17 protein-coding genes are annotated in these 16,682 nt (G+C 63.9%); 2 read left to right on the top strand and 15 right to left on the bottom strand.

What is annotated here, in order from left to right:
* Positions 1-308: 308 nt before the first annotated feature.
* The 5 genes from FJ428_RS08785 to FJ428_RS08765 all read right to left on the bottom strand — a co-directional run bounded on the left by FJ428_RS08785 (position 309) and on the right by FJ428_RS08765 (position 6,429).
* Positions 309-521, bottom strand: coding sequence for a DUF3329 domain-containing protein (locus FJ428_RS08785; protein ID WP_140563559.1), 213 nt, complete (start codon positions 519-521; stop codon positions 309-311).
* 40 nt (positions 522-561) lie between these two features.
* Positions 562-1,479, bottom strand: a complete 918-nt coding sequence (gene iolE / locus FJ428_RS08780) for a myo-inosose-2 dehydratase (protein ID WP_140671618.1) — start codon at positions 1,477-1,479, stop codon at positions 562-564.
* A 144-nt stretch (positions 1,480-1,623) separates the two neighbouring features.
* On the bottom strand, positions 1,624-3,474 hold the full coding sequence (gene iolD / locus FJ428_RS08775) for a 3D-(3,5/4)-trihydroxycyclohexane-1,2-dione acylhydrolase (decyclizing) (RefSeq protein ID WP_140879302.1): 1,851 nt from the start codon (positions 3,472-3,474) through the stop codon (positions 1,624-1,626).
* 34 nt (positions 3,475-3,508) lie between these two features.
* On the bottom strand, positions 3,509-5,443 hold the full coding sequence (iolC, locus tag FJ428_RS08770; RefSeq protein ID WP_140879301.1) for a 5-dehydro-2-deoxygluconokinase: 1,935 nt from the start codon (positions 5,441-5,443) through the stop codon (positions 3,509-3,511).
* A gap of 140 nt (positions 5,444-5,583) precedes the next feature.
* A complete protein-coding gene (locus FJ428_RS08765) occupies positions 5,584-6,429 on the bottom strand; it encodes a MurR/RpiR family transcriptional regulator (protein ID WP_181165350.1) in 846 nt (281 codons plus the stop codon).
* A 155-nt stretch (positions 6,430-6,584) separates the two neighbouring features.
* On the opposite strand from FJ428_RS08765, the gene FJ428_RS08760 reads away from it, so the two are divergent.
* Positions 6,585-7,694, top strand: a complete 1,110-nt coding sequence (locus FJ428_RS08760) for a Gfo/Idh/MocA family oxidoreductase (protein ID WP_140729478.1) — start codon at positions 6,585-6,587, stop codon at positions 7,692-7,694.
* A gap of 20 nt (positions 7,695-7,714) precedes the next feature.
* On the opposite strand, the gene FJ428_RS08755 is transcribed toward FJ428_RS08760, so the two are convergent.
* Positions 7,715-8,413 (bottom strand): YafY family protein, encoded by a 699-nt coding sequence (locus FJ428_RS08755; RefSeq protein WP_140729479.1) that lies wholly within the window; start codon positions 8,411-8,413, stop codon positions 7,715-7,717.
* Positions 8,414-8,541: 128 nt separating this feature from the next.
* On the opposite strand from FJ428_RS08755, the gene FJ428_RS08750 reads away from it, so the two are divergent.
* A complete protein-coding gene (locus FJ428_RS08750; protein WP_140879300.1) occupies positions 8,542-9,177 on the top strand; it encodes a LysE family translocator in 636 nt (211 codons plus the stop codon).
* Between the two features lie 49 nt (positions 9,178-9,226).
* Here the strand turns inward: FJ428_RS08750 and FJ428_RS08745 are convergent, their stop codons facing one another.
* From FJ428_RS08745 to FJ428_RS08705, 9 genes are all read right to left on the bottom strand, one after another.
* On the bottom strand, positions 9,227-9,724 hold the full coding sequence (locus tag FJ428_RS08745; protein WP_140729480.1) for an SRPBCC family protein: 498 nt from the start codon (positions 9,722-9,724) through the stop codon (positions 9,227-9,229).
* Positions 9,702-10,067, bottom strand: a complete 366-nt coding sequence (locus tag FJ428_RS08740; protein WP_140491248.1) for a metalloregulator ArsR/SmtB family transcription factor — start codon at positions 10,065-10,067, stop codon at positions 9,702-9,704. The genes FJ428_RS08745 and FJ428_RS08740 overlap by 23 nt, the downstream gene beginning before the upstream one ends.
* Before the next feature lie 118 nt (positions 10,068-10,185).
* A complete protein-coding gene (locus FJ428_RS08735) occupies positions 10,186-11,277 on the bottom strand; it encodes a 3-deoxy-7-phosphoheptulonate synthase (protein WP_140729481.1) in 1,092 nt (363 codons plus the stop codon).
* 87 nt (positions 11,278-11,364) lie between these two features.
* Entirely contained in the window at positions 11,365-11,526 is a 162-nt protein-coding gene (locus FJ428_RS30245) for a hypothetical protein (protein ID WP_181167258.1), read from the bottom strand.
* A 207-nt stretch (positions 11,527-11,733) separates the two neighbouring features.
* Positions 11,734-12,528 carry an SDR family oxidoreductase gene (locus FJ428_RS08725; protein WP_140517731.1) on the bottom strand — a complete coding sequence of 265 codons (795 nt, stop codon included), beginning with the start codon at positions 12,526-12,528 and terminating at the stop codon, positions 11,734-11,736.
* Between the two features lie 25 nt (positions 12,529-12,553).
* Positions 12,554-13,549: an inositol 2-dehydrogenase gene (gene iolG, locus FJ428_RS08720; protein WP_140524129.1), complete on the bottom strand. Its 996-nt coding sequence runs from the start codon at positions 13,547-13,549 to the stop codon at positions 12,554-12,556.
* Positions 13,550-13,665: 116 nt separating this feature from the next.
* The gene (locus FJ428_RS08715) at positions 13,666-14,433 is read right to left on the bottom strand and encodes an ATP-binding cassette domain-containing protein (protein WP_140491237.1); all 768 of its coding nucleotides are present in this window, start codon (positions 14,431-14,433) and stop codon (positions 13,666-13,668) included.
* A gap of 2 nt (positions 14,434-14,435) precedes the next feature.
* Complete coding sequence (locus FJ428_RS08710; protein ID WP_140879299.1) at positions 14,436-15,512, bottom strand: ABC transporter permease; 1,077 nt, start codon at positions 15,510-15,512, stop codon at positions 14,436-14,438.
* 108 nt (positions 15,513-15,620) lie between these two features.
* Positions 15,621-16,562, bottom strand: coding sequence for a sugar ABC transporter substrate-binding protein (locus FJ428_RS08705; protein WP_140491233.1), 942 nt, complete (start codon positions 16,560-16,562; stop codon positions 15,621-15,623).
* Positions 16,563-16,682: the final 120 nt, after the last annotated feature.

The following is a 16,682-nucleotide window of genomic DNA, read 5'->3' as shown; positions in this document are numbered from 1 at the left end:
GAAGCCAAGCCGTGTGGTCGAAGCCTTCCAACTTCGTCATCCTAGGGCGTAGCAGGAGCGAAGCTCCGTCGCGAAGACCCTAGGATCCATGCCGTGACCTCACCCAAAGGGCGCGGCGGAGCGGAATTCTGCACCGCAGCGGCTGTTTTGATGCCCCGGCATGAATCCTGGGGTCTGCGCCGCGTCGCTTCGCTCCTTGCTCCGCCCCAGGATGACGAAGCGAGAGGCGTTTCGCCCGATCTCCCAGGCACGCTATCTGTCATGCATACAGTGCCCGACCCGTAAGCCTTCTGCGCACCATGGACCGTTTATTCCTTGGGCTCGGCCGGAGGCTTAACCTCTTCCGCCGGCTTGTAGAGATAAAAAAACTGCCAGACGCCATAGCCGGCGAAGCCCAGCGCGATCACGCCCCAGAACGGCGTGCCGCTCGCGAATTCGATGATCGACCAGATGACGCACACCGCGACGACGGCGACACGCCGCCACAATGGCCGGAAGAAGGGGTGCTCGGAATCTTTCATCGCGGCAACCTACAGCAAGCCCGGCCTGGCGAGAACCCGATCAGACATCGGGGAAGCCCTGCGTCTCGACCGTATAGCCGGCCGCCGTCATCACCCGCATCAACTCCTTGTGGCCCACCTGCGCCATCTTGAGCGGCGGGTTCTTCTTCGGGTCCTGTTCGGCCTCGACCACGAACCAGCCTTCATAGCCGTGGTCGGCGAAACGCTGCACGATGGCGCCGAAATCCAGCGAGCCGTCGCCCGGCACGGTGAAGGCGCCAAGCGCCACCGCGTCGAGGAAGGACTGCTTCGTGCGGTCGAGCTTCTCGATCACGCCCATGCGCACATCCTTCACATGCACATGGCTGATGCGCTTGTGGTGATTGTCGATGGCGCGCAGCACATCGCCGCCGGCAAAGGCCAGATGGCCCGCATCGAGCAGCAGCGGAATGCCCGCTCCGGAATGGCGCATGAAGGCGTCGAGCTCCGGCTCGGTCTCGACCACCGCCGCCATGTGATGATGATAGGAAAGCGGCATGCCTTGCTCGGCGCACCATTCGCCGAATTCGGTCAGGCGCCTGGCATAGGCCTTCATCTCGTCGCTCGAGAGTTTCGGCTTGGTGGCGAGCGGCTTCGAGCGGTCGCCCTGGATCGAACGGCCAACCTCGCCATAGACGATGCAAGGCGCGTTGACCGCCTTGAACAGGTCGATCATCGGCTGGATGCGATCCTTGTTCTTGCTCATCTCCTCGTCGACCAGCGTGCCCGAGAACCAGCCGCCGCACAGTGTGACGTCAGCCGCCTTCAGGATCGGCAGCATCACCTTGGGGTCCTTGGGAAAGCGCCGTCCCATCTCCATGCCGGTGAAGCCGGCCGAACGCGACTGGCGTAGGCACTCCTCCAACGACACGTCGTCGCTGAGTTCCGCAAGATCGTCGTTCCACCACGCGATGGGGGACATGCCCAGTTTGGCTTTCAAGTCGTCACTCCGGTTCTTGTTCACCCTCCCCCTTGTGGGGAGGGTCGCTGCGAAGCAGCGGGGTGGGGGTGCGGCGCCAGACCCCACCCGGACCTTCGGTCCGACCTCCCCACAAGGAGAGGTAGGGGGTGGGCAGCGCCGAAATCAATCGCCGACGCTCTGCATCCGCCGCTTCTCGTCATAGACCTTGCGCGCCGCGTTCACTTGGCTGCGCTCGGAGACTTCCGGCACCGCCACGTCCCACCAGTGGCCGCCGGCATCGGTGGAGACCAGCGGATCGGTGTCGATGACCAGTACCGTGGTGCGGTCGTTGCCTTTCGCCTGAGCCAGCGCCGTCTCCAGCCCTGCGATCGACGAAACCTTCTCGGCGATCGCCCCCATGCTCGCGGCGTGCGCGGCAAAGTTGACGTCGGGCAGCACCTCGTGGCGCGCATCCTTCAGGAGATTGTTGAAGTTGGCGCCGCCGGTCGCCATCTGCAGCCGGTTGATGCAGCCAAAACCCCTGTTGTCGAGCAGCACGATGGTCAGCTTCAGGCCGAGCATCACCGAGGTGGCGATCTCGGAATTGAGCATCAGATAAGAGCCGTCGCCGATCATGACGACGACCTCTTCTTCAGGCTTGGCCATCTTGGTGCCGAGCCCGCCCGCAATCTCATAGCCCATGGTCGAGAAGCCGTATTCTGCGTGGTAGGAGCCGGGCGCGCCGGCCTGCCAAAGCTTGTGCAATTCGCCCGGCAGCCCGCCGGCGGCGTTGAGCAGCGTCACGCCGGAGCCCATGGCGCGTTGCACGGCGCCGATCACCTGCGCGTCGGAAGGGTAGGCGGCATTGGTCGACGCCGTCACCTTGGCGGCTTCGGCCTGCCATTCCTTCTTGCCGGCTGCCGCATTGTCGGTCCAGGCGGATGGCGCCTTCCAACCCTTCAGCGCGGCACCGAGTTCGGCCAAGCCTTCGGCCGCGTCGGCGACCAGCGGCGATGCCCGATGCTTGCCGGCATCGAAAGGCTGCACATTCAAGCCGATGATGGTCTTGCCCGAATTCTTGAACAGCGCCCAGGAGCCGGTGGTGAAATCCTGCAGGCGCGTGCCGATGGCGAGCACGACATCGGCCTCTTCCGCCAGCCGGTTGGCGGCCGACGTGCCGGTGACGCCGATCGCCGCCATGTTGAGCGGATGATCGTCCGGCAGCGAGGATTTGCCGCCCTGCGTTTCGCAGACCGGAATGCCGGCGCCTTCAACGAATTTCGCCAGTTCGTCCGAGGCCCGAGAATAGAGCACGCCGCCGCCGGCGATCACCAGCGGCTTGCTTGCGCTCTTCAGCGCTGCAACCGCAGCCGCCAATTCAGCCCGATCCGGGCGCGGCCGGCGCTGGCACCAGACCCGTTCGGCAAAGAAGCTCTCGGGATAGTCATAGGCCTCGGCCTGCACGTCCTGGCAGAGCGACAAGGTCACCGGCCCGCATTCGGCCGGGTCGGTCAGCACGGCCATGGCGCGGTTGAGCGCCGGGATGATCTGCTCCGGCCGCGTGATGCGGTCGAAATAGCGCGACACCGGACGAAAACAGTCATTGACCGTCGCCGTGCCGTCGGAAAAATCCTCGGCCTGCTGCAGCACCGGATCGGGAATGCGGTTGGCGAAGACGTCGCCCGGCAGAAACAGGACAGGCAACCTGTTTACATGCGCAAGTGCCGCCGCCGTCACCATGTTGAGCGCGCCGGGTCCGATCGAAGAGGTGGCGGCCATGAAGCGGCGACGGAAATTGGCCTTGCCATAGGCGATCGCCGCATGCGCCATCGCCTGTTCGTTGTGGGCGCGGAAAGTCGGCAGTTCGTCGCGCACCTGGTAGAGCGCCTCGCCGATGCCGGCGACATTGCCGTGGCCGAAGATCGCCCAGACGCCGCCGAAGATCGGCACCTTTGCGCCGTCGATCTCGGTCTTCTGTTTGCTCAGGAAACGGGTCAGCGCCTGCGCCATCGTCAGGCGGATTGTCTTGCTCATTGGTTTCCTCCGCAGTCCCTGTGCCCGTGCCTTCTTATGCTGCTTTACGGCCGCGCGCGGCAAGCCATGCCTCGGTCAGCTGCTCGAAGCGCGATGCCATGTCGGCAACCGCTTCGTCGTCCGACATCCTGCCGGAAAGCCATTGTTCGGCGGCGTTGATGAAGATGGTGCGGCCGACCGCGAAACCCTTGACGATAGGAGCCTTGGCCGTCGCTGCGAAGGCGGCCTCCAACTCGTCCTGCGGCGCCTCCAGGCCGAGCAGCACGACTCCGCGGCACCAGGGGTCGTTCTTCAGGATCACGGCCTCGATCTTCGTCCACGCGCCTGCGGATGCCTGCGGTTCGAGCTTCCACCAATCCGGCTTGATGCCGAGTGCATAGAGTTCCTCAAGCGCACGCGGGATGGTCGTGTCGTCGAGCTTGCCGTGCTTGCCGGCGATGATCTCGATGAGAAGCTCCCTGCCCACTTTCCGCGCGGCCTCGAACAGAGCGCGTAATTTCTGCTGCTGTTCCTCCTTCAAGCCCGGCGGATCGTCGGGATGATAGAAGCACAGGCATTTGATGCAGTGGTCGACCGGCCATTCGGTGAGCTGCGAACCGATGTCCTGCGAGAATTCGAAGCGCAGCGGCCGCGAGCCCGGCAACTCTACCGGCCGCCCGAGCCAGGCAAAGGAATGCCTGGCGAATTCGAACATCGCCTCGCGGCCATGTCGCTCGTCAAGCAGCATGCCGTAGCCGTCGCGTCCGGCGGCGACCTTTGCCGCCGCTTTCACCGTCAGCACCTTGAAATCCTCGATGCGCGACGCGTCAGCGCCGGTCTTGGCCGCCACGTCCTCGAGCTGCACCCGGTGGTCGCAGGCGAATGCCATCAGCGAGGGAATGTCGTGCCGGCGCGTCGTTGCCCAATGGATGTGGTTGATCGCCTCGTCCTTGCGCAAGGCCAGATGCCTGCTGCCGTGCTCGAGGAAGAACTGCAATTCCTCGAAGGTCGGATATTCCGGCGCGCACAACAGCCGCGACACGGCGAAGGCGCCGCAGGCATTGGCCCAGGTCGCCGCCGTGGCAAGGCTTTCGCCGCCCAGCCAGCCGCGCAGGAAGCCCGACATGAAGGCATCGCCGGCGCCAAGCACGTTGTAGATCTCGATCGGAAAACCCTTGCCGACCACGCCGTCCTCGAGATCGTCGCTGATAGGCCCGTCATAGACGATGCAACCCATGGCGCCGCGCTTCAAGACGATGGTGGCCGGGGACAGCGAACGGATCGTCTTCAGGGCGCTCAGGCAGTCGTCGGCGCCCGAGGCGATCATGATCTCTTCCTCGGTGCCCACGACGAGGTCGCAATCGGGCAGCACCGTCTTCAACTGCGCCGAGACGCGGTCGGACTTGACGTAGCGCTCAAAACCCTCGGCGTGGCCGGCCAGGCCCCAGAGGTTCGGCCGGTAGTCTATGTCGAACACGACCTTGCCGCCCTTGGCCTTCATGATGCGGATCGCCTTGCGCTGGGCGGCATCGCTGTTGGGCCGGGAAAAATGCGTGCCGGTGACGACGACCGCGCGAGCCGAGGAAATAAACGCCTCGTCGATGTCCTCCTCGGCCAGCGCCATGTCGGCGCAGTCGGAGCGGTAGAAGATCATCGGCGAAACGCCTTCGCTCTCGACCGAAAGCAGCACCAGCGCGGTCAATCGCTCCTTGTCGGTCTTCAGCCCGTCGGTGTTGACGCCTTCGCGCTTCAATTGTTCACGGATGAAGCGGCCCATCTGCTCGTCGCCGACCCGCGTCAGCAGCGCCGAACGCAGGCCGAGCCGCGCCGTGCCGACCGAGATATTGGCGGGGCAGCCGCCGACCGACTTGGCGAAGGAGGTGATGTCCTCCAGCCGCGAGCCGATCTGCTGGCCATAGAGGTCGACGGAAGCCCGGCCGATGGTGATGACGTCGAGCGCAGCGTATTTCGCGTCCACGGCTTCGCTCATTGGAACCTCCCGTCGGGCCTGTTATGTTGGGGTACACGCGCGAGCGGCAGCGTGGCGCCGAAAATATGAAATAATAATTCCAATCCATAGTCAATATGGAATGAGCATTCCCCGATCTAAAATCGCCTTTTGCCTTCCCCTCAGGCCTTGCGCCCCTTGCCGGGGTTGCGCCGCTTCTCGCCGACGCCAACGGTCAGCGCCATGGCCAGCGCCATCGTCGCCGATAGCGAGCGGAAGCCGGCAAAATCCGCCTCGGCAACCTCGAACCAGACGCTGGCGAACTGAGCAAGCGGTGAAAACGAGCTGTCGGTGATGGCAATGATCGGCACGCCCTGTTCGGAAATCGTGCGCGCCTCCTCGATCGTGGCCGGCGCATAGGGCGAGAAGGAAATGGCGACGACGGCATCCGCGGGCGTCGCAAAGCTGACCATCTCGGCGTTGAGGCCGGCGGCTGATTCGATCAGCTGGTTGCGGATCTTCAGCTTGCCAAGCGCATAGGCGATGTAGGACGCCACCGGATAGGAGCGCCGCTTGGCCAGCACATAGATGGTCTGTGCCTTGGCCAGCAGGGAAATCGCTTCTTCCAGATGCGCGTCGTCCAGCGTGCGCGAAATGTCGTTGAGCGAGGTGCTGGCGGCGGCGACGAAGCCGTCGAAGATCGCCCGGTGGCCGGCGCCGCCCTCGGCCTTGGCGCGCAGCGCCTGCAGCCGTTCGTCATAGGAGGAGTTGCGCTCGCGCAGCCGTTCGCGAAACACCTGCTGCAGGCTGGTGAAGCCGTCAAAGCCGAGCTGCTGGGCAAAGCGGATCAGCGTCGAGGGCTGCACGCCGGCCGAGGCGGCAATGCTGGCGGCGGTGCCGAAGGCGATATCGTCGGGATTGTCGAGCGCATAAGCGGCGATCTGGGCGATGCGCTTGGGCAGGCTTTCGCGTCGATCGAGGATCGTGGCGCGCAGCGTCTCGAAGTCGCGAGGTACCCGTTCGTCCATCGTCGGCCCGTCCAAGCTCATCGGTGAAGCGTCCTCTCTGCCCCATCATAGCGAGGCTGCGCAAGAACACCATAAAAAATGAGGCAGACATTCCATTCCGAACAAAAATGGACTAATTCATCCACGTAGCATCTATGACGGTGGAGGAACGGAAAATGGTCGGCGTCGGTCTTATCGGCACGGGATTTATGGGCAAGTGCCACGCCATCGCGTGGAGTGCCGTCGGCGCCGTCTTTCCCGACATAACCAAACCGCGGCTTGTCCATCTCGGCGAGGTCAATGAGGATCTCGCCAGGCGCAAGGCCGGCGAGTTCGGTTTCGCCAGGGCGTCCGGCGACTGGCGCGCCGTCGTCAACGACCCCGAAGTGGACGTCGTCTCGCTCACCACGCCCAACCAGTTCCATCCGGAAATGGCGATCGCCATCCTCGAGGCCGGCAAGCATTTGTGGTGCGAAAAGCCGATGGCGCCGAGCTTCGCCGAAGCCGAGGCAATGGCGGCCGCGGCAAAGAAATCCGGCAAAGTCGCGGCGCTCGGTTACAATTACATCCAGAGCCCGGCCATCCGCCATATCGGCGCGCTGCTCGACGAAAACATCATCGGCGAGGTCAACCATCTGCGCATCGAGATGGACGAGGATTTCATGGCCGATCCCGAGGCGCTGTTCTTCTGGAAGCACGAGGCATCTTCCGGCTATGGCGCGCTTGATGATTTCGCCGTGCATCCGCTGTCGCTGGTGTCGACCCTGTTCGGCCGCGTCGCCAGCGTCATCTGCGACATGGCCAAGCCCTATGCCGACCGCAAGCTGGCCGCCGGCGGCCGCCGCGCGGTCGAGACCTACGACATTGCCTCCGTGCTGATGCATCTGGAGAACGGCATCGCCGGCACGCTTCTGGTCAACCGTTCGGCCTGGGGCCGCAAGGGCCGCATCGCCGTCCAGATCTTCGGCTCCAAGGGCTCGATCCTGTTCGACCAGGAGCGGATGAATGAGTTCCAGCTCTACCTCACATCGGATCGCCCGACCGAACAGGGCTATCGCACCATCCTCGTGTCGCCACAGCACAAGCCCTACGACCTGTTCGTCCCCGCGCCCGGGCATAGTCTTGGCTTCAATGATCTCAAGATCATCGAATGCCATGAACTGCTGACCCGGCTCGCCGGCAGACCGGCGCGGCTCATCGAATTCGACGAAGGTCTGGAGATCGAGCGCACCGTGCATGCGATGGCGCGATCGTTCGAGGAGAAGCGCTGGGTGGATGTAAGGTAAGGTTCGCTCCGCTGGTCGGTTTAGCCGGCGGCCGCTGCATTGACCTCCCATCCATTGACCCAGATCTGCCGCAACCGATTGCCTTCGCCCTTGAAGCGCAGTCCGGTCGGCCGGCAATCCTCGATGCGGTCGCTGCGGAAATTGCGGATCGCCTGGCGTAGCTCGCACCAGGCGACGATGTTGGCGGTCTCGGCATAATAGATCAGCGCGATCGGGCGGATGAGGCGCTCGGAAGCGCGGCCAAGCTCGTCGCGATAGGAGAGGTCGAGCTTCTCCTCGTCGCGTATGGCGCGGCGCACCAGCGCCAGGTCGATCGCACCTGCAGAGGGCGCGGCGAATCCCCACGCATGCAGCGCATTGGCGTCGAGCGTCTGGCGCAAAGGCGGCGGTACGGCGCCGGCGATCTTGGCGCCGACGCGCTTGGCTGCCTGCTTGAGCTCGTCGTCGCCCGTGCGCTCCAGCAGCGCCAGTGACAGCACGATCGCCTCCATCTCCTCGATCGAAAACATCAGAGGCGGCAAGTCGAAGCCGGGGCGCAGGATATAGCCGATGCCCCTCCCGCCCTCGATCGGCACGCGCATGGCCTGAAGCGCTGCCATGTCGCGATAGATCGAGCGTATCGTCACCTCCAGCTGCGCGGCTATCATTGCCGCCGTCACCGGCTGCCGCGCCAGCCGCAGGATCTGGATGATCTCGAACAGGCGCGACGCCTTGCGCATTTTTCTCACCCGTTGCCGATCACAACTGACACACCATCGTCAGTTGGTTCGGCCTATAGGATCGTCTATCGGATTGAAAATCAACAGGTTCCGCTGCGGCTGGGCCGAGCGGGCAACAGGCAACTGACATGGGCTATGCTGAAAATCTCTGGCTTTTCTTTATCCTGCTGTTCGGCATCATCGCCGTTCCGGGCATGGACATGCTGTTCGTGCTGGCCAATGCGCTGACCGGCGGGCGCGACAGGGGCCTTGCCGCGACCGGCGGCATCATGGTCGGCGGCATGGTGCACACGCTGAACGGCGCGATCGGCGTCGGCCTGCTGATGCATTTTTTGCCGATCCTGTTCAAGCCGCTGTTGATTGCAGGCGCCGCCTACATGGCCTTCATCGGCATCACGCTGATGCGCAGCTCCATCACTGTCGGTCGCGACGGGCCCGCCGGCAGCCGCTCGGCATGGAAGGCGTTTCGCCAAGGCCTTGTGACCTGCCTGATCAACCCGAAGGCCTACCTGTTCGTCCTTGCCGTCTATCCGCAGTTCCTGAAAACGGACTACGGCCCGATCTGGATGCAGGCGACGGTGATGGGCCTGCTGACCGTGCTGACGCAGGCCGCGATCTATGGCGGGCTCGCAATATCGGCCGGCCGCAGCCGCAAGTTGCTGATCGCCAATCCGCGGGCGACCATCCTTGCCGGCCGGGCGGCTGGGCTGCTGCTCTTCGCGGTGTCCGTGTTCACCGCATGGGAAGGACTGAGGGCGGCGTAGTCTTGGGTTGGACCCGACCCGCTGCCCTTCACCTGGGACTCCGACCGAATCAGGTGGCGCCCTGCTGCGTGGCGAGAAGCTCGTCCAACTGCTCGAACTGCTCGGACATCGCATCCGCCGCCCCGGCGCCGGCGTCGAGGGCTTCCTTCGAGGGATAGAGCTCGTGCATGACCAGCAGCGTCTTGCCGTCTTTTTCCTCGAAGGTCACCGTGGTGACGGGTCCACCCTCACCCCCTTCGTCATTGGTCCAGACGAGGCGCGAGTGCGGTGTCACTTCGAGATACCTGCCGAAGAACTCGGCAGGGTTCGAGCCGTCATGCCCGAACACCAAACGGTACCCGCCTCCCACACGAACATCCATCTCGCAGGAACGCAGGAACATGCCCATCGACTTCGGCACCCACCACTGCTTGAACAGCTCAGGCTTGGTCCACGCCTCGAACACGATGCGCGCAGGCGCGTCGAAGCTTCGCGTAACGACCAACTCCCGGTCGGACCTCCGTTCCACCGTCGTGCGTTTGGCCTCACTCGCTCTTCCTGCGTCCATCGACTTCCTCCTTGCGTTTCAATTCCTCGATAACCTTATCCAACTCGTCGAAGCGTGCGGCCCAGAGCTGGCGGTATCTCTCGATCCATTCCGCCTCATCCTCCAGGCGACGCAGGCCCAGCTTGCAGGTTCGCACGCGCCCGACCTTCCGAGTCGTGACGAGTCCCGCCTGCTCCAGGACGCCGACATGCTTCTTCATGCCCGTGAGGGTCATGTGGAATTTCTGGGCCAAGTCCGTGATCGAAGCGTCCGCACGGCCGAGCTGCTCCAGAACGCCGCGCCGGGTGGCGTCCGAAAGCGCGGCGAACGAGGCATCCAGGCGGGTCGCGGAATACTGAACCATTTGGTTCAGTATGTAACACGCGGGTCGGAGGCGTGCAAGTGAGGTGGAGCGCTGCGGGCCCTAGGGCGGCGTGGTCCTGGGCTGAAACCGGAAACGCCGCCCTTATGCTCCAACCGGATCAGGCGGCGCCCTGCCGGCTCTCCATCAAGGCGCGGCGCGCCGACCGGCGCCATTCCACGGCGCCGGCAAGGCCGTGCAGCACCGTCTCCGTGGCCGCCCAGTCGATGCAGCCATCGGTGATGCTCTGGCCGTAGACCAGCGGCTTGCCGGGCACGACATCCTGCCGGCCGGCGACGAGATTGCTCTCGATCATGACGCCGATAATGCGCTCGTCCCCCGCCGCGACCTGTCCTGCCACGTCAGCCGCGACCTTGGGCTGGTTCTCCGGCTTCTTGGCTGAGTTGGCATGGCTGACATCGATCATCAGGCGGGGCGCGATACCGATGCGGGCGAGTTCGACCGAGGCGGCCTCGACGCTTGCCGCGTCATAGTTGGGCTGAACGCCGCCACGCAGGATGACATGGCAATCCTCGTTTCCGGTCGTTGCCGCGATGGCGCTGCGTCCGCCCTTGGTCACCGCCATGAAATGATGCGGCTGCGCGGCCGACTTCACCGCCTCGGCGGCGATCCTGAGATTGCCGTCGGTGCCGTTCTTGAAGCCGACCGGGCAAGAGAGGCCCGAGGCCAGCTCGCGATGGATCTGGCTCTCGGTCGTGCGCGCGCCGATCGCGCCCCAGGCGACGAGGTCGGCAATGTATTGCGGCGTGGTCATATCGAGGAATTCGGTCGCCGCCGGCAGGCCCAGATTGTTGACGGCCGACAGCACATTGCGTGCCATCCGCAGCCCCTTGTCGATGTTGAAGCTGCCGTCGAGGTCGGGGTCGTTGATCAGGCCCTTCCAGCCGACCGTCGTGCGCGGCTTTTCGAAATAGACCCGCATCACGATCTTGAGCCGGTCGGACAATGTCTCGCGCAGCGCCGCCAGACGGCTGGCATAGTCAACGGCCGCGACCGGGTCGTGGATCGAACAGGGGCCGACGATGACAACGAGCCGGTCGTCGGCCCCCGTCAGGATCGAGTGGATGGCGTTGCGCGAGGCGGCAACGGTGCGCGTCGCCGTGAGTGAGCGCGGTATCTCGCCCATCACCTCTTCCGGCGTGCTCAGCAGTCTCAGTTCCTTGACCCGAAGGTCGTCTGTGGTGGTCAACACGGCTTCTGCTCCTGGTTGGGAGACCTGCCGGCTGAAAACAAAAAAGCCGCCAGGTCTGGCGGCTTGTCGGACTGTTTGCTGCAATCTTCAGATCGAGCGCAATCCTCCCGCCGCCAGCGAGCTGCTAAAGTACCAATAGGTGGCGGTCAGGTGGATCATGCGGCTCATATAGTCGAAGCGGCGGCGTTTGTCACGTACCCTGGTAGCAAGCAATTTCAGGTGAGGGCCGAGCCTTTGCGATTTCGTCATTCTAGGGCGAAGCAGGAGCGAAGCTCCGTCGCGGAGACCCTGGGATCCATGCCGCGACCTAGATGGGAGAGTGCTGCGGTGCAGAATCTTGCGCCGTAGCGACGGCCCGGAAGTCGCGGCATGGATCCTCGGGTCTGCGCCGCGTCGCTGCGCTCCTTGCTCCGCCCGTGGATGACCACCTGGTTAACGGTTTCGCTTACGCGGCCGCTACTCCGGCGACGCCCCAGCGATGCTCTGGTCGTAGTCGACCAGCGAGCCGGTCATCACGCCGGACTGCGGGCTGACCATGTAGCTGATCAGCCGGGCCAACTGGTCCGGCTTCACCAACTGGCCCATCGGCTGCGCGGCCTCGGCCTTCTCGAGCCAGTCGTCGGGTGCGTCATGCCATTTCTTCTGCACGATATCCTCGCCCTCGGTGTCCATCCAGCCGGGCAGCACGGCGTTGCAGCGGATGCGATTGAAGCGATAGGCGTTGGCGACATTCTTGGTCAGCGTCATCAGAGCGCCCTTGCTGGTCGAATAGGGTGTCAGGAACGACTGGCCGGTATGCGCCGACATCGACAGCACGTTGACGATCGATCCGGGGGCCTTTTTCTCAAGCAGATGCGCCACCACGCCCTGCATCAGGAAGAAGGGTCCTCGCACATTGGTGTCGAAGATAGTGTCGAACAGCTCCTCGCTAGTCTCCACCAGCGAGCCGCGCGCGGATGTGGCGGCGGCGTTGACCAGGGCGTTGATGGTGCCGAAATGCGAAAGCGCGGTGGCGACGGCGCGCTTGCAGTCGGCCACCTTGGAGACATCGGCGCTGATGAAGATCGCGTCGACGCCCGACTTCTTGAGGCTGGCGACTGCCTTGTCGCCCTTTTCCTGCGAGCGGCCGATCAGCGCCAGCGCCCGGCAGCCTTCGTCCGCCAATGCCTCGGCGACCGCGAAGCCTATGCCTTGTGCGCCGCCGGTGACGATGGCGCGCGTTTGTGAATTGCGATCGGCTGATGCGCTCATCGCTCTGCTCCTGTGCTTTAAGTCGTTACTTGTCGAGGCGGACGGTCTGGCCTGATGTCGCCGATTTCAGTGCCGCATCCGCCAGCCGAAGTGCGATGAGTCCGTCCGTCCCGCTCGGTGCCGCCTTCTTGCCCGACGTCGCGGCGGCGATGAAGGACGCAATCTCAATGGCATAGGCGTCGAGGTAGCGGGTCATGAAGAAATCGTGCAGCGGCGGGCGGGTATAGCCCTTTTCATTGGCCAGTTCGATCGACACCGGCCGCTGGTTTTCGGCCGCGACCATGCCTTTCGAGCCATGCACCTCGATGCGCTGGTCGTAGCCATACGTGGCGCGGCGGGAATTGGAGATGACGGCCTGCTTGCCCGACGCGGTTTCGAGGATGACGCTGACGGAGTCGAAATCGCCGGCCTCGCCGATCTTCTTGTCGACCAGCACCGAGGCATGCGCACTGACCGCCACCGGCTCTTCGCCGAGCAGGAAGCGCGCCATGTCGAAATCATGGATGGTCATGTCGCGAAAGATTCCGCCGGAGCGCGCGATGTAGTCGATCGGCGGTGCGCCCGGATCGCGCGACGTGATGGTCACCATCTCGACCACGCCGATGGCGCCGTCATCGATTGCCTTGCGCACCGCAGCGAAGTGCGGGTCGAAGCGCCTGTTGAAGCCGACCATCAGCGTCGCCTTGGCCTTCTCGACCACGGCCAGGCACTGCTCGACCCGCTTGACGTCGAGGTCGATCGGTTTCTCGCAGAAGATCGCCTTGCCGGCCTTGGCGAAGCGCTCGATCAGGTCGGCATGGGTGTCGGTCGGCGTGCAGATCACGACCGCGTCGATGTCCCCGGATTTCTCGATGGCATCGATGGTGCGCACCTCGGCGCCGTAGGCCGTGGCGAGTTCGCTCGCCGCCTTCTCGAAAGCGTCGGCAACGGCGACCAGTTTGGCCTGCGGATTGGAGCCGACGGCGCGGGCGTGGACCTTGCCGATGCGGCCGGCACCGAGGAGGGCGAAGCGGAGAGTCATGGAAATTTCCTCTGGGGATGGTTCGAAGCTGGCGGGGCGCCGGTCATGCGCGCAGGTGTTTTTCCGGTCAAGACAAGATCGACAGGGAGGCGATGACCGCCGCCTCCGCGCCCGGCCTAGGCCGCGAGTTCGGCCTCTCCGGTCTTGGCGCCGGTGATGTAGGAAACGATATCGTTTCCGTCGGTGTTCTCCTTGCGCAAATTGGCGACGATGCGGCCGCGCCGGAAGACGACGATGCGGTCGCAAAGGTCGAACACCTGGCGCATATTGTGGCTGATCAGGATCAGCGGCTCGCCATTGTCCTTCAGCGTGCGGATGATGTTCTCGACCTGCGCGGTCTCCTGCACGCCGAGTGCTGCCGTCGGCTCGTCCATGATGATCAGCTTGGAGGCGAAGGTCGCGGTTCTGGCGATCGCCACGCATTGCCGCTGGCCGCCCGACATATGGCGGATGGTGTTCGACAGGTTTGGGATTTTCACCGCCGTGCGCACCAGCGCCGCTTCGGTCGCCTTGCGCATTCCCCGGCGGTCCAGGATCGAAAACGGTCCCAGATTGAACAGCACTTTTTCTCGGCCAAGGAACAGGTTCGACGGCACGTCGAGGTCGTCGGCCAGCGCCAGGTTCTGGAACACGGTCTCGATGCCGGCCTCGCGCGCCTCGATAGGGCCCGAAAAATTGACTTGCTTGCCGTCGAACCAGATCTGGCCGCTGGTCGGTTGCTCGACGGCGGTGATCTGGCGCACGAAAGTCGACTTGCCGGCGCCATTGTCGCCCATGATGGCGACGTGTTCGCCCTTGCGCAGCTCGAAATTCGCGCCTTCCAGCGCCTGCACGCCGCCATAGCGCTTGGTCAGGTTTTCGGTCTTCAGGACGATGTCTGACATGGTCAAGCCCTCAATGCCCGCAGGCGTTGGCGCCACTGGTCGAGAACGACGGCGCCGACGATGATCACGCCCTTGACCATCTCCTGGTAGTAGGCGTCGAGGCGCAGGAAGGTGAAGCCGGAGATGATGACGCCGAAGATCAGCGCGCCGATCACCGTGCCGATGATCGAGCCGCGGCCGCCCGACAGCGATACGCCGCCGATGACCGCCATGGCGATTGCGTCGAGTTCGTACATCACGCCCATGCCGGCCTGGGCGGTGAGGTTCTTGGAAGACAGCACCACCGCGGCGAGCGACGCGAGTATGCCGGCGATGACGTAGACCAGGATCTTGTGGTTGGCGATCTTGATGCCGGACATGCGCGCGGCATCCTCGTTGGAGCCGATCGCGTAGCAATGCTTGCCGTATCGTGTGTAGGTCATGATCAGCTGGAACAGCACGGCCAGCGACAGGAAGATGATGACGGGCATCAGGCCCTTGCCGATGGCGGCGAAGCTCTCGGTCGGGAACGAGATGGGCTGCCCCTTGGACCACCATTTGGCGATGCCGCGCGCGGTCACCATCATGCCTAGCGTGGCGATGAAGGGCGGAATGCGCGTGTAGGCGATCAGGGCGCCGTTGACCAGGCCTGCCAGCAGCCCGCAGCCGATGGCGACCAGCACCGGCACGATGACCGGCAGGTCGGTCCAGCCCTGAGCCAGGAACATCGCCTTGGGATTGGGGTTGCCGTTGACCGTCGCCACCTGGGCGAAGCTCATGGCGATCATGGCGGTGGCGCCGACGATCGAGCCCGACGACAGGTCGATGCCGCCCGATATGATAACCTGCGTCACGCCGATGGCGATGATGCCGACGATCGATACTTGCAGAATGATGATCTGTAGCCGCGCCTCGTTGAAGAGGCCGCCGACATTGCTGCGGGTGTTGAACAGGAAGCTGTCGCCGAGAAAGACGCGGCCGATCAATTCGAAGATGACGACAAGAATGACGAGCGCCAGGAAGACGTTGAATTCCCCCGGCCATATGCGCTTCTTCGCATCATAGCTGACCCCGCCGACGCCATGAGATGTCTGTGCCACTCGTCTATCCTCCGTCAGCCGCGGTCGCCCCTGGCGCTATCAAAGCGCCGAGAGGAGGAGCGGCGCCCGGTCCTTTGAGCGCCGCCCCGAGGTGAACCGTTCCGCCGCTCAGTTCTTCTTCAGGAACTTGTCGATGTTGGCCGGCGTCACCAGTTGGAAGGGCACGTAGACCTTGTGTTCGACCTTCTCGCCCTTGGACAGTTTCAATGCCGCGTCGAGCGCGCCGGCGCCCTGGCCGGCCGCGTCCTGGAACACGGTGGCGTCGAGGTCGCCTGCCTGCATGGCGGCGAGCGCGTCCTGCGTGGCGTCGACGCCGCCGACGACAACCGTCTTCATGTCGACATTGGCGGCCTTCATTGCCTGGATGGCGCCGATGGCGCTTTCGTCATTGTTGGCGATGACGCCGTCGAACGGCTTGCCGGTCGACAGCCAGTTGGTCATCAGGTTCTGGGCCTCATCGCGGTTCCAGTTCGACGTCTGCTTGTCGATGATCTTGATGAAGCTGCAATCCGGCGTTGCGATCACCTCCTCGATGTCCTTGGTGCGCTGCACGGCTGCCTGGTTGGAAAGCTCGCCCATGATCACATAGACATTGGCTTCCTTCTTGCCGGCTTCCTTGAACAGGCGGCAGACCTCCTTGGTTTCGAGCGTGCCGGAATCGGCCTCGTTCGAAGCGACGAAGGCCTGGTTGTCAGGCAGCGTGTCGACATTCACCGGTTCACGGTTGACATACACCAGCGGGATCTTTGCGGCGGCCGCGGCATCCGACATCGCCTGCGTGGCCGAGGTGTCGACCGGATTGACGATGATGGCGTCGACCCCTGATGCGGCGAAGTTCTTGATCTGGTCGAGCTGTTTGGCGACGTCGTTCTGCGCGTCCTCGACCTGCAGCTCCACGCCGCTCATGCCCTTGGCCTGCTCGATCATGCCGTTGCGCAGCACGGTCAGGAAATTGTCGTCGAACTTGGCCATCGACACGCCGATCTTGGCGGCCATGGCGGACGAACTCATCAGCGCCGCGAAAGCGACGCCCAAAATCATTTTCTTCATTGTATCTCTCCTCCACTTTGGGTGTCCGGTCGCACCGATCTATCCGGAATCCCCGATCTCCTCGGGGAATCTCTCCCTGATATCATTTCGTTCCAACGCGGTTCACCACTGGCTGGAACG

The sequence above is a fragment of the Mesorhizobium sp. B2-8-1 genome (genome assembly GCF_006440955.1).
Taxonomy (GTDB): Bacteria; Pseudomonadota; Alphaproteobacteria; order Rhizobiales; family Rhizobiaceae; genus Mesorhizobium.
This window is presented reverse-complemented; position numbering and strand designations above follow the sequence as displayed.

Bases quoted from the DNA above. Each gene is read 5' to 3' on its own strand.
- FJ428_RS08755 (WP_140729479.1), bottom strand. From the start codon at position 8,413: ATGCGCAAGGCGTCGCGCCTGTTCGAGATCATCCAGATCCTGCGGCTG.
- FJ428_RS08740 (WP_140491248.1), bottom strand. From the start codon at position 10,067: ATGGTTCAGTATTCCGCGACCCGCCTGGATGCCTCGTTCGCCGCGCTT.
- FJ428_RS08785 (WP_140563559.1), bottom strand. From the start codon at position 521: ATGAAAGATTCCGAGCACCCCTTCTTCCGGCCATTGTGGCGGCGTGTC.
- iolG (WP_140524129.1), bottom strand. From the start codon at position 13,549: ATGACTCTCCGCTTCGCCCTCCTCGGTGCCGGCCGCATCGGCAAGGTC.
- FJ428_RS08745 (WP_140729480.1), bottom strand. From the start codon at position 9,724: ATGGACGCAGGAAGAGCGAGTGAGGCCAAACGCACGACGGTGGAACGG.
- FJ428_RS08705 (WP_140491233.1), bottom strand. From the start codon at position 16,562: ATGAAGAAAATGATTTTGGGCGTCGCTTTCGCGGCGCTGATGAGTTCG.
- iolD (WP_140879302.1), bottom strand. From the start codon at position 3,474: ATGAGCAAGACAATCCGCCTGACGATGGCGCAGGCGCTGACCCGTTTC.
- FJ428_RS08725 (WP_140517731.1), bottom strand. From the start codon at position 12,528: ATGAGCGCATCAGCCGATCGCAATTCACAAACGCGCGCCATCGTCACC.
- FJ428_RS08760 (WP_140729478.1), top strand. From the start codon at position 6,585: ATGGTCGGCGTCGGTCTTATCGGCACGGGATTTATGGGCAAGTGCCAC.
- FJ428_RS08750 (WP_140879300.1), top strand. From the start codon at position 8,542: ATGGGCTATGCTGAAAATCTCTGGCTTTTCTTTATCCTGCTGTTCGGC.
- iolC (WP_140879301.1), bottom strand. From the start codon at position 5,443: ATGAGCGAAGCCGTGGACGCGAAATACGCTGCGCTCGACGTCATCACC.
- FJ428_RS08715 (WP_140491237.1), bottom strand. From the start codon at position 14,433: ATGTCAGACATCGTCCTGAAGACCGAAAACCTGACCAAGCGCTATGGC.
- FJ428_RS08765 (WP_181165350.1), bottom strand. From the start codon at position 6,429: ATGGACGAACGGGTACCTCGCGACTTCGAGACGCTGCGCGCCACGATC.
- FJ428_RS30245 (WP_181167258.1), bottom strand. From the start codon at position 11,526: ATGACGAAATCGCAAAGGCTCGGCCCTCACCTGAAATTGCTTGCTACC.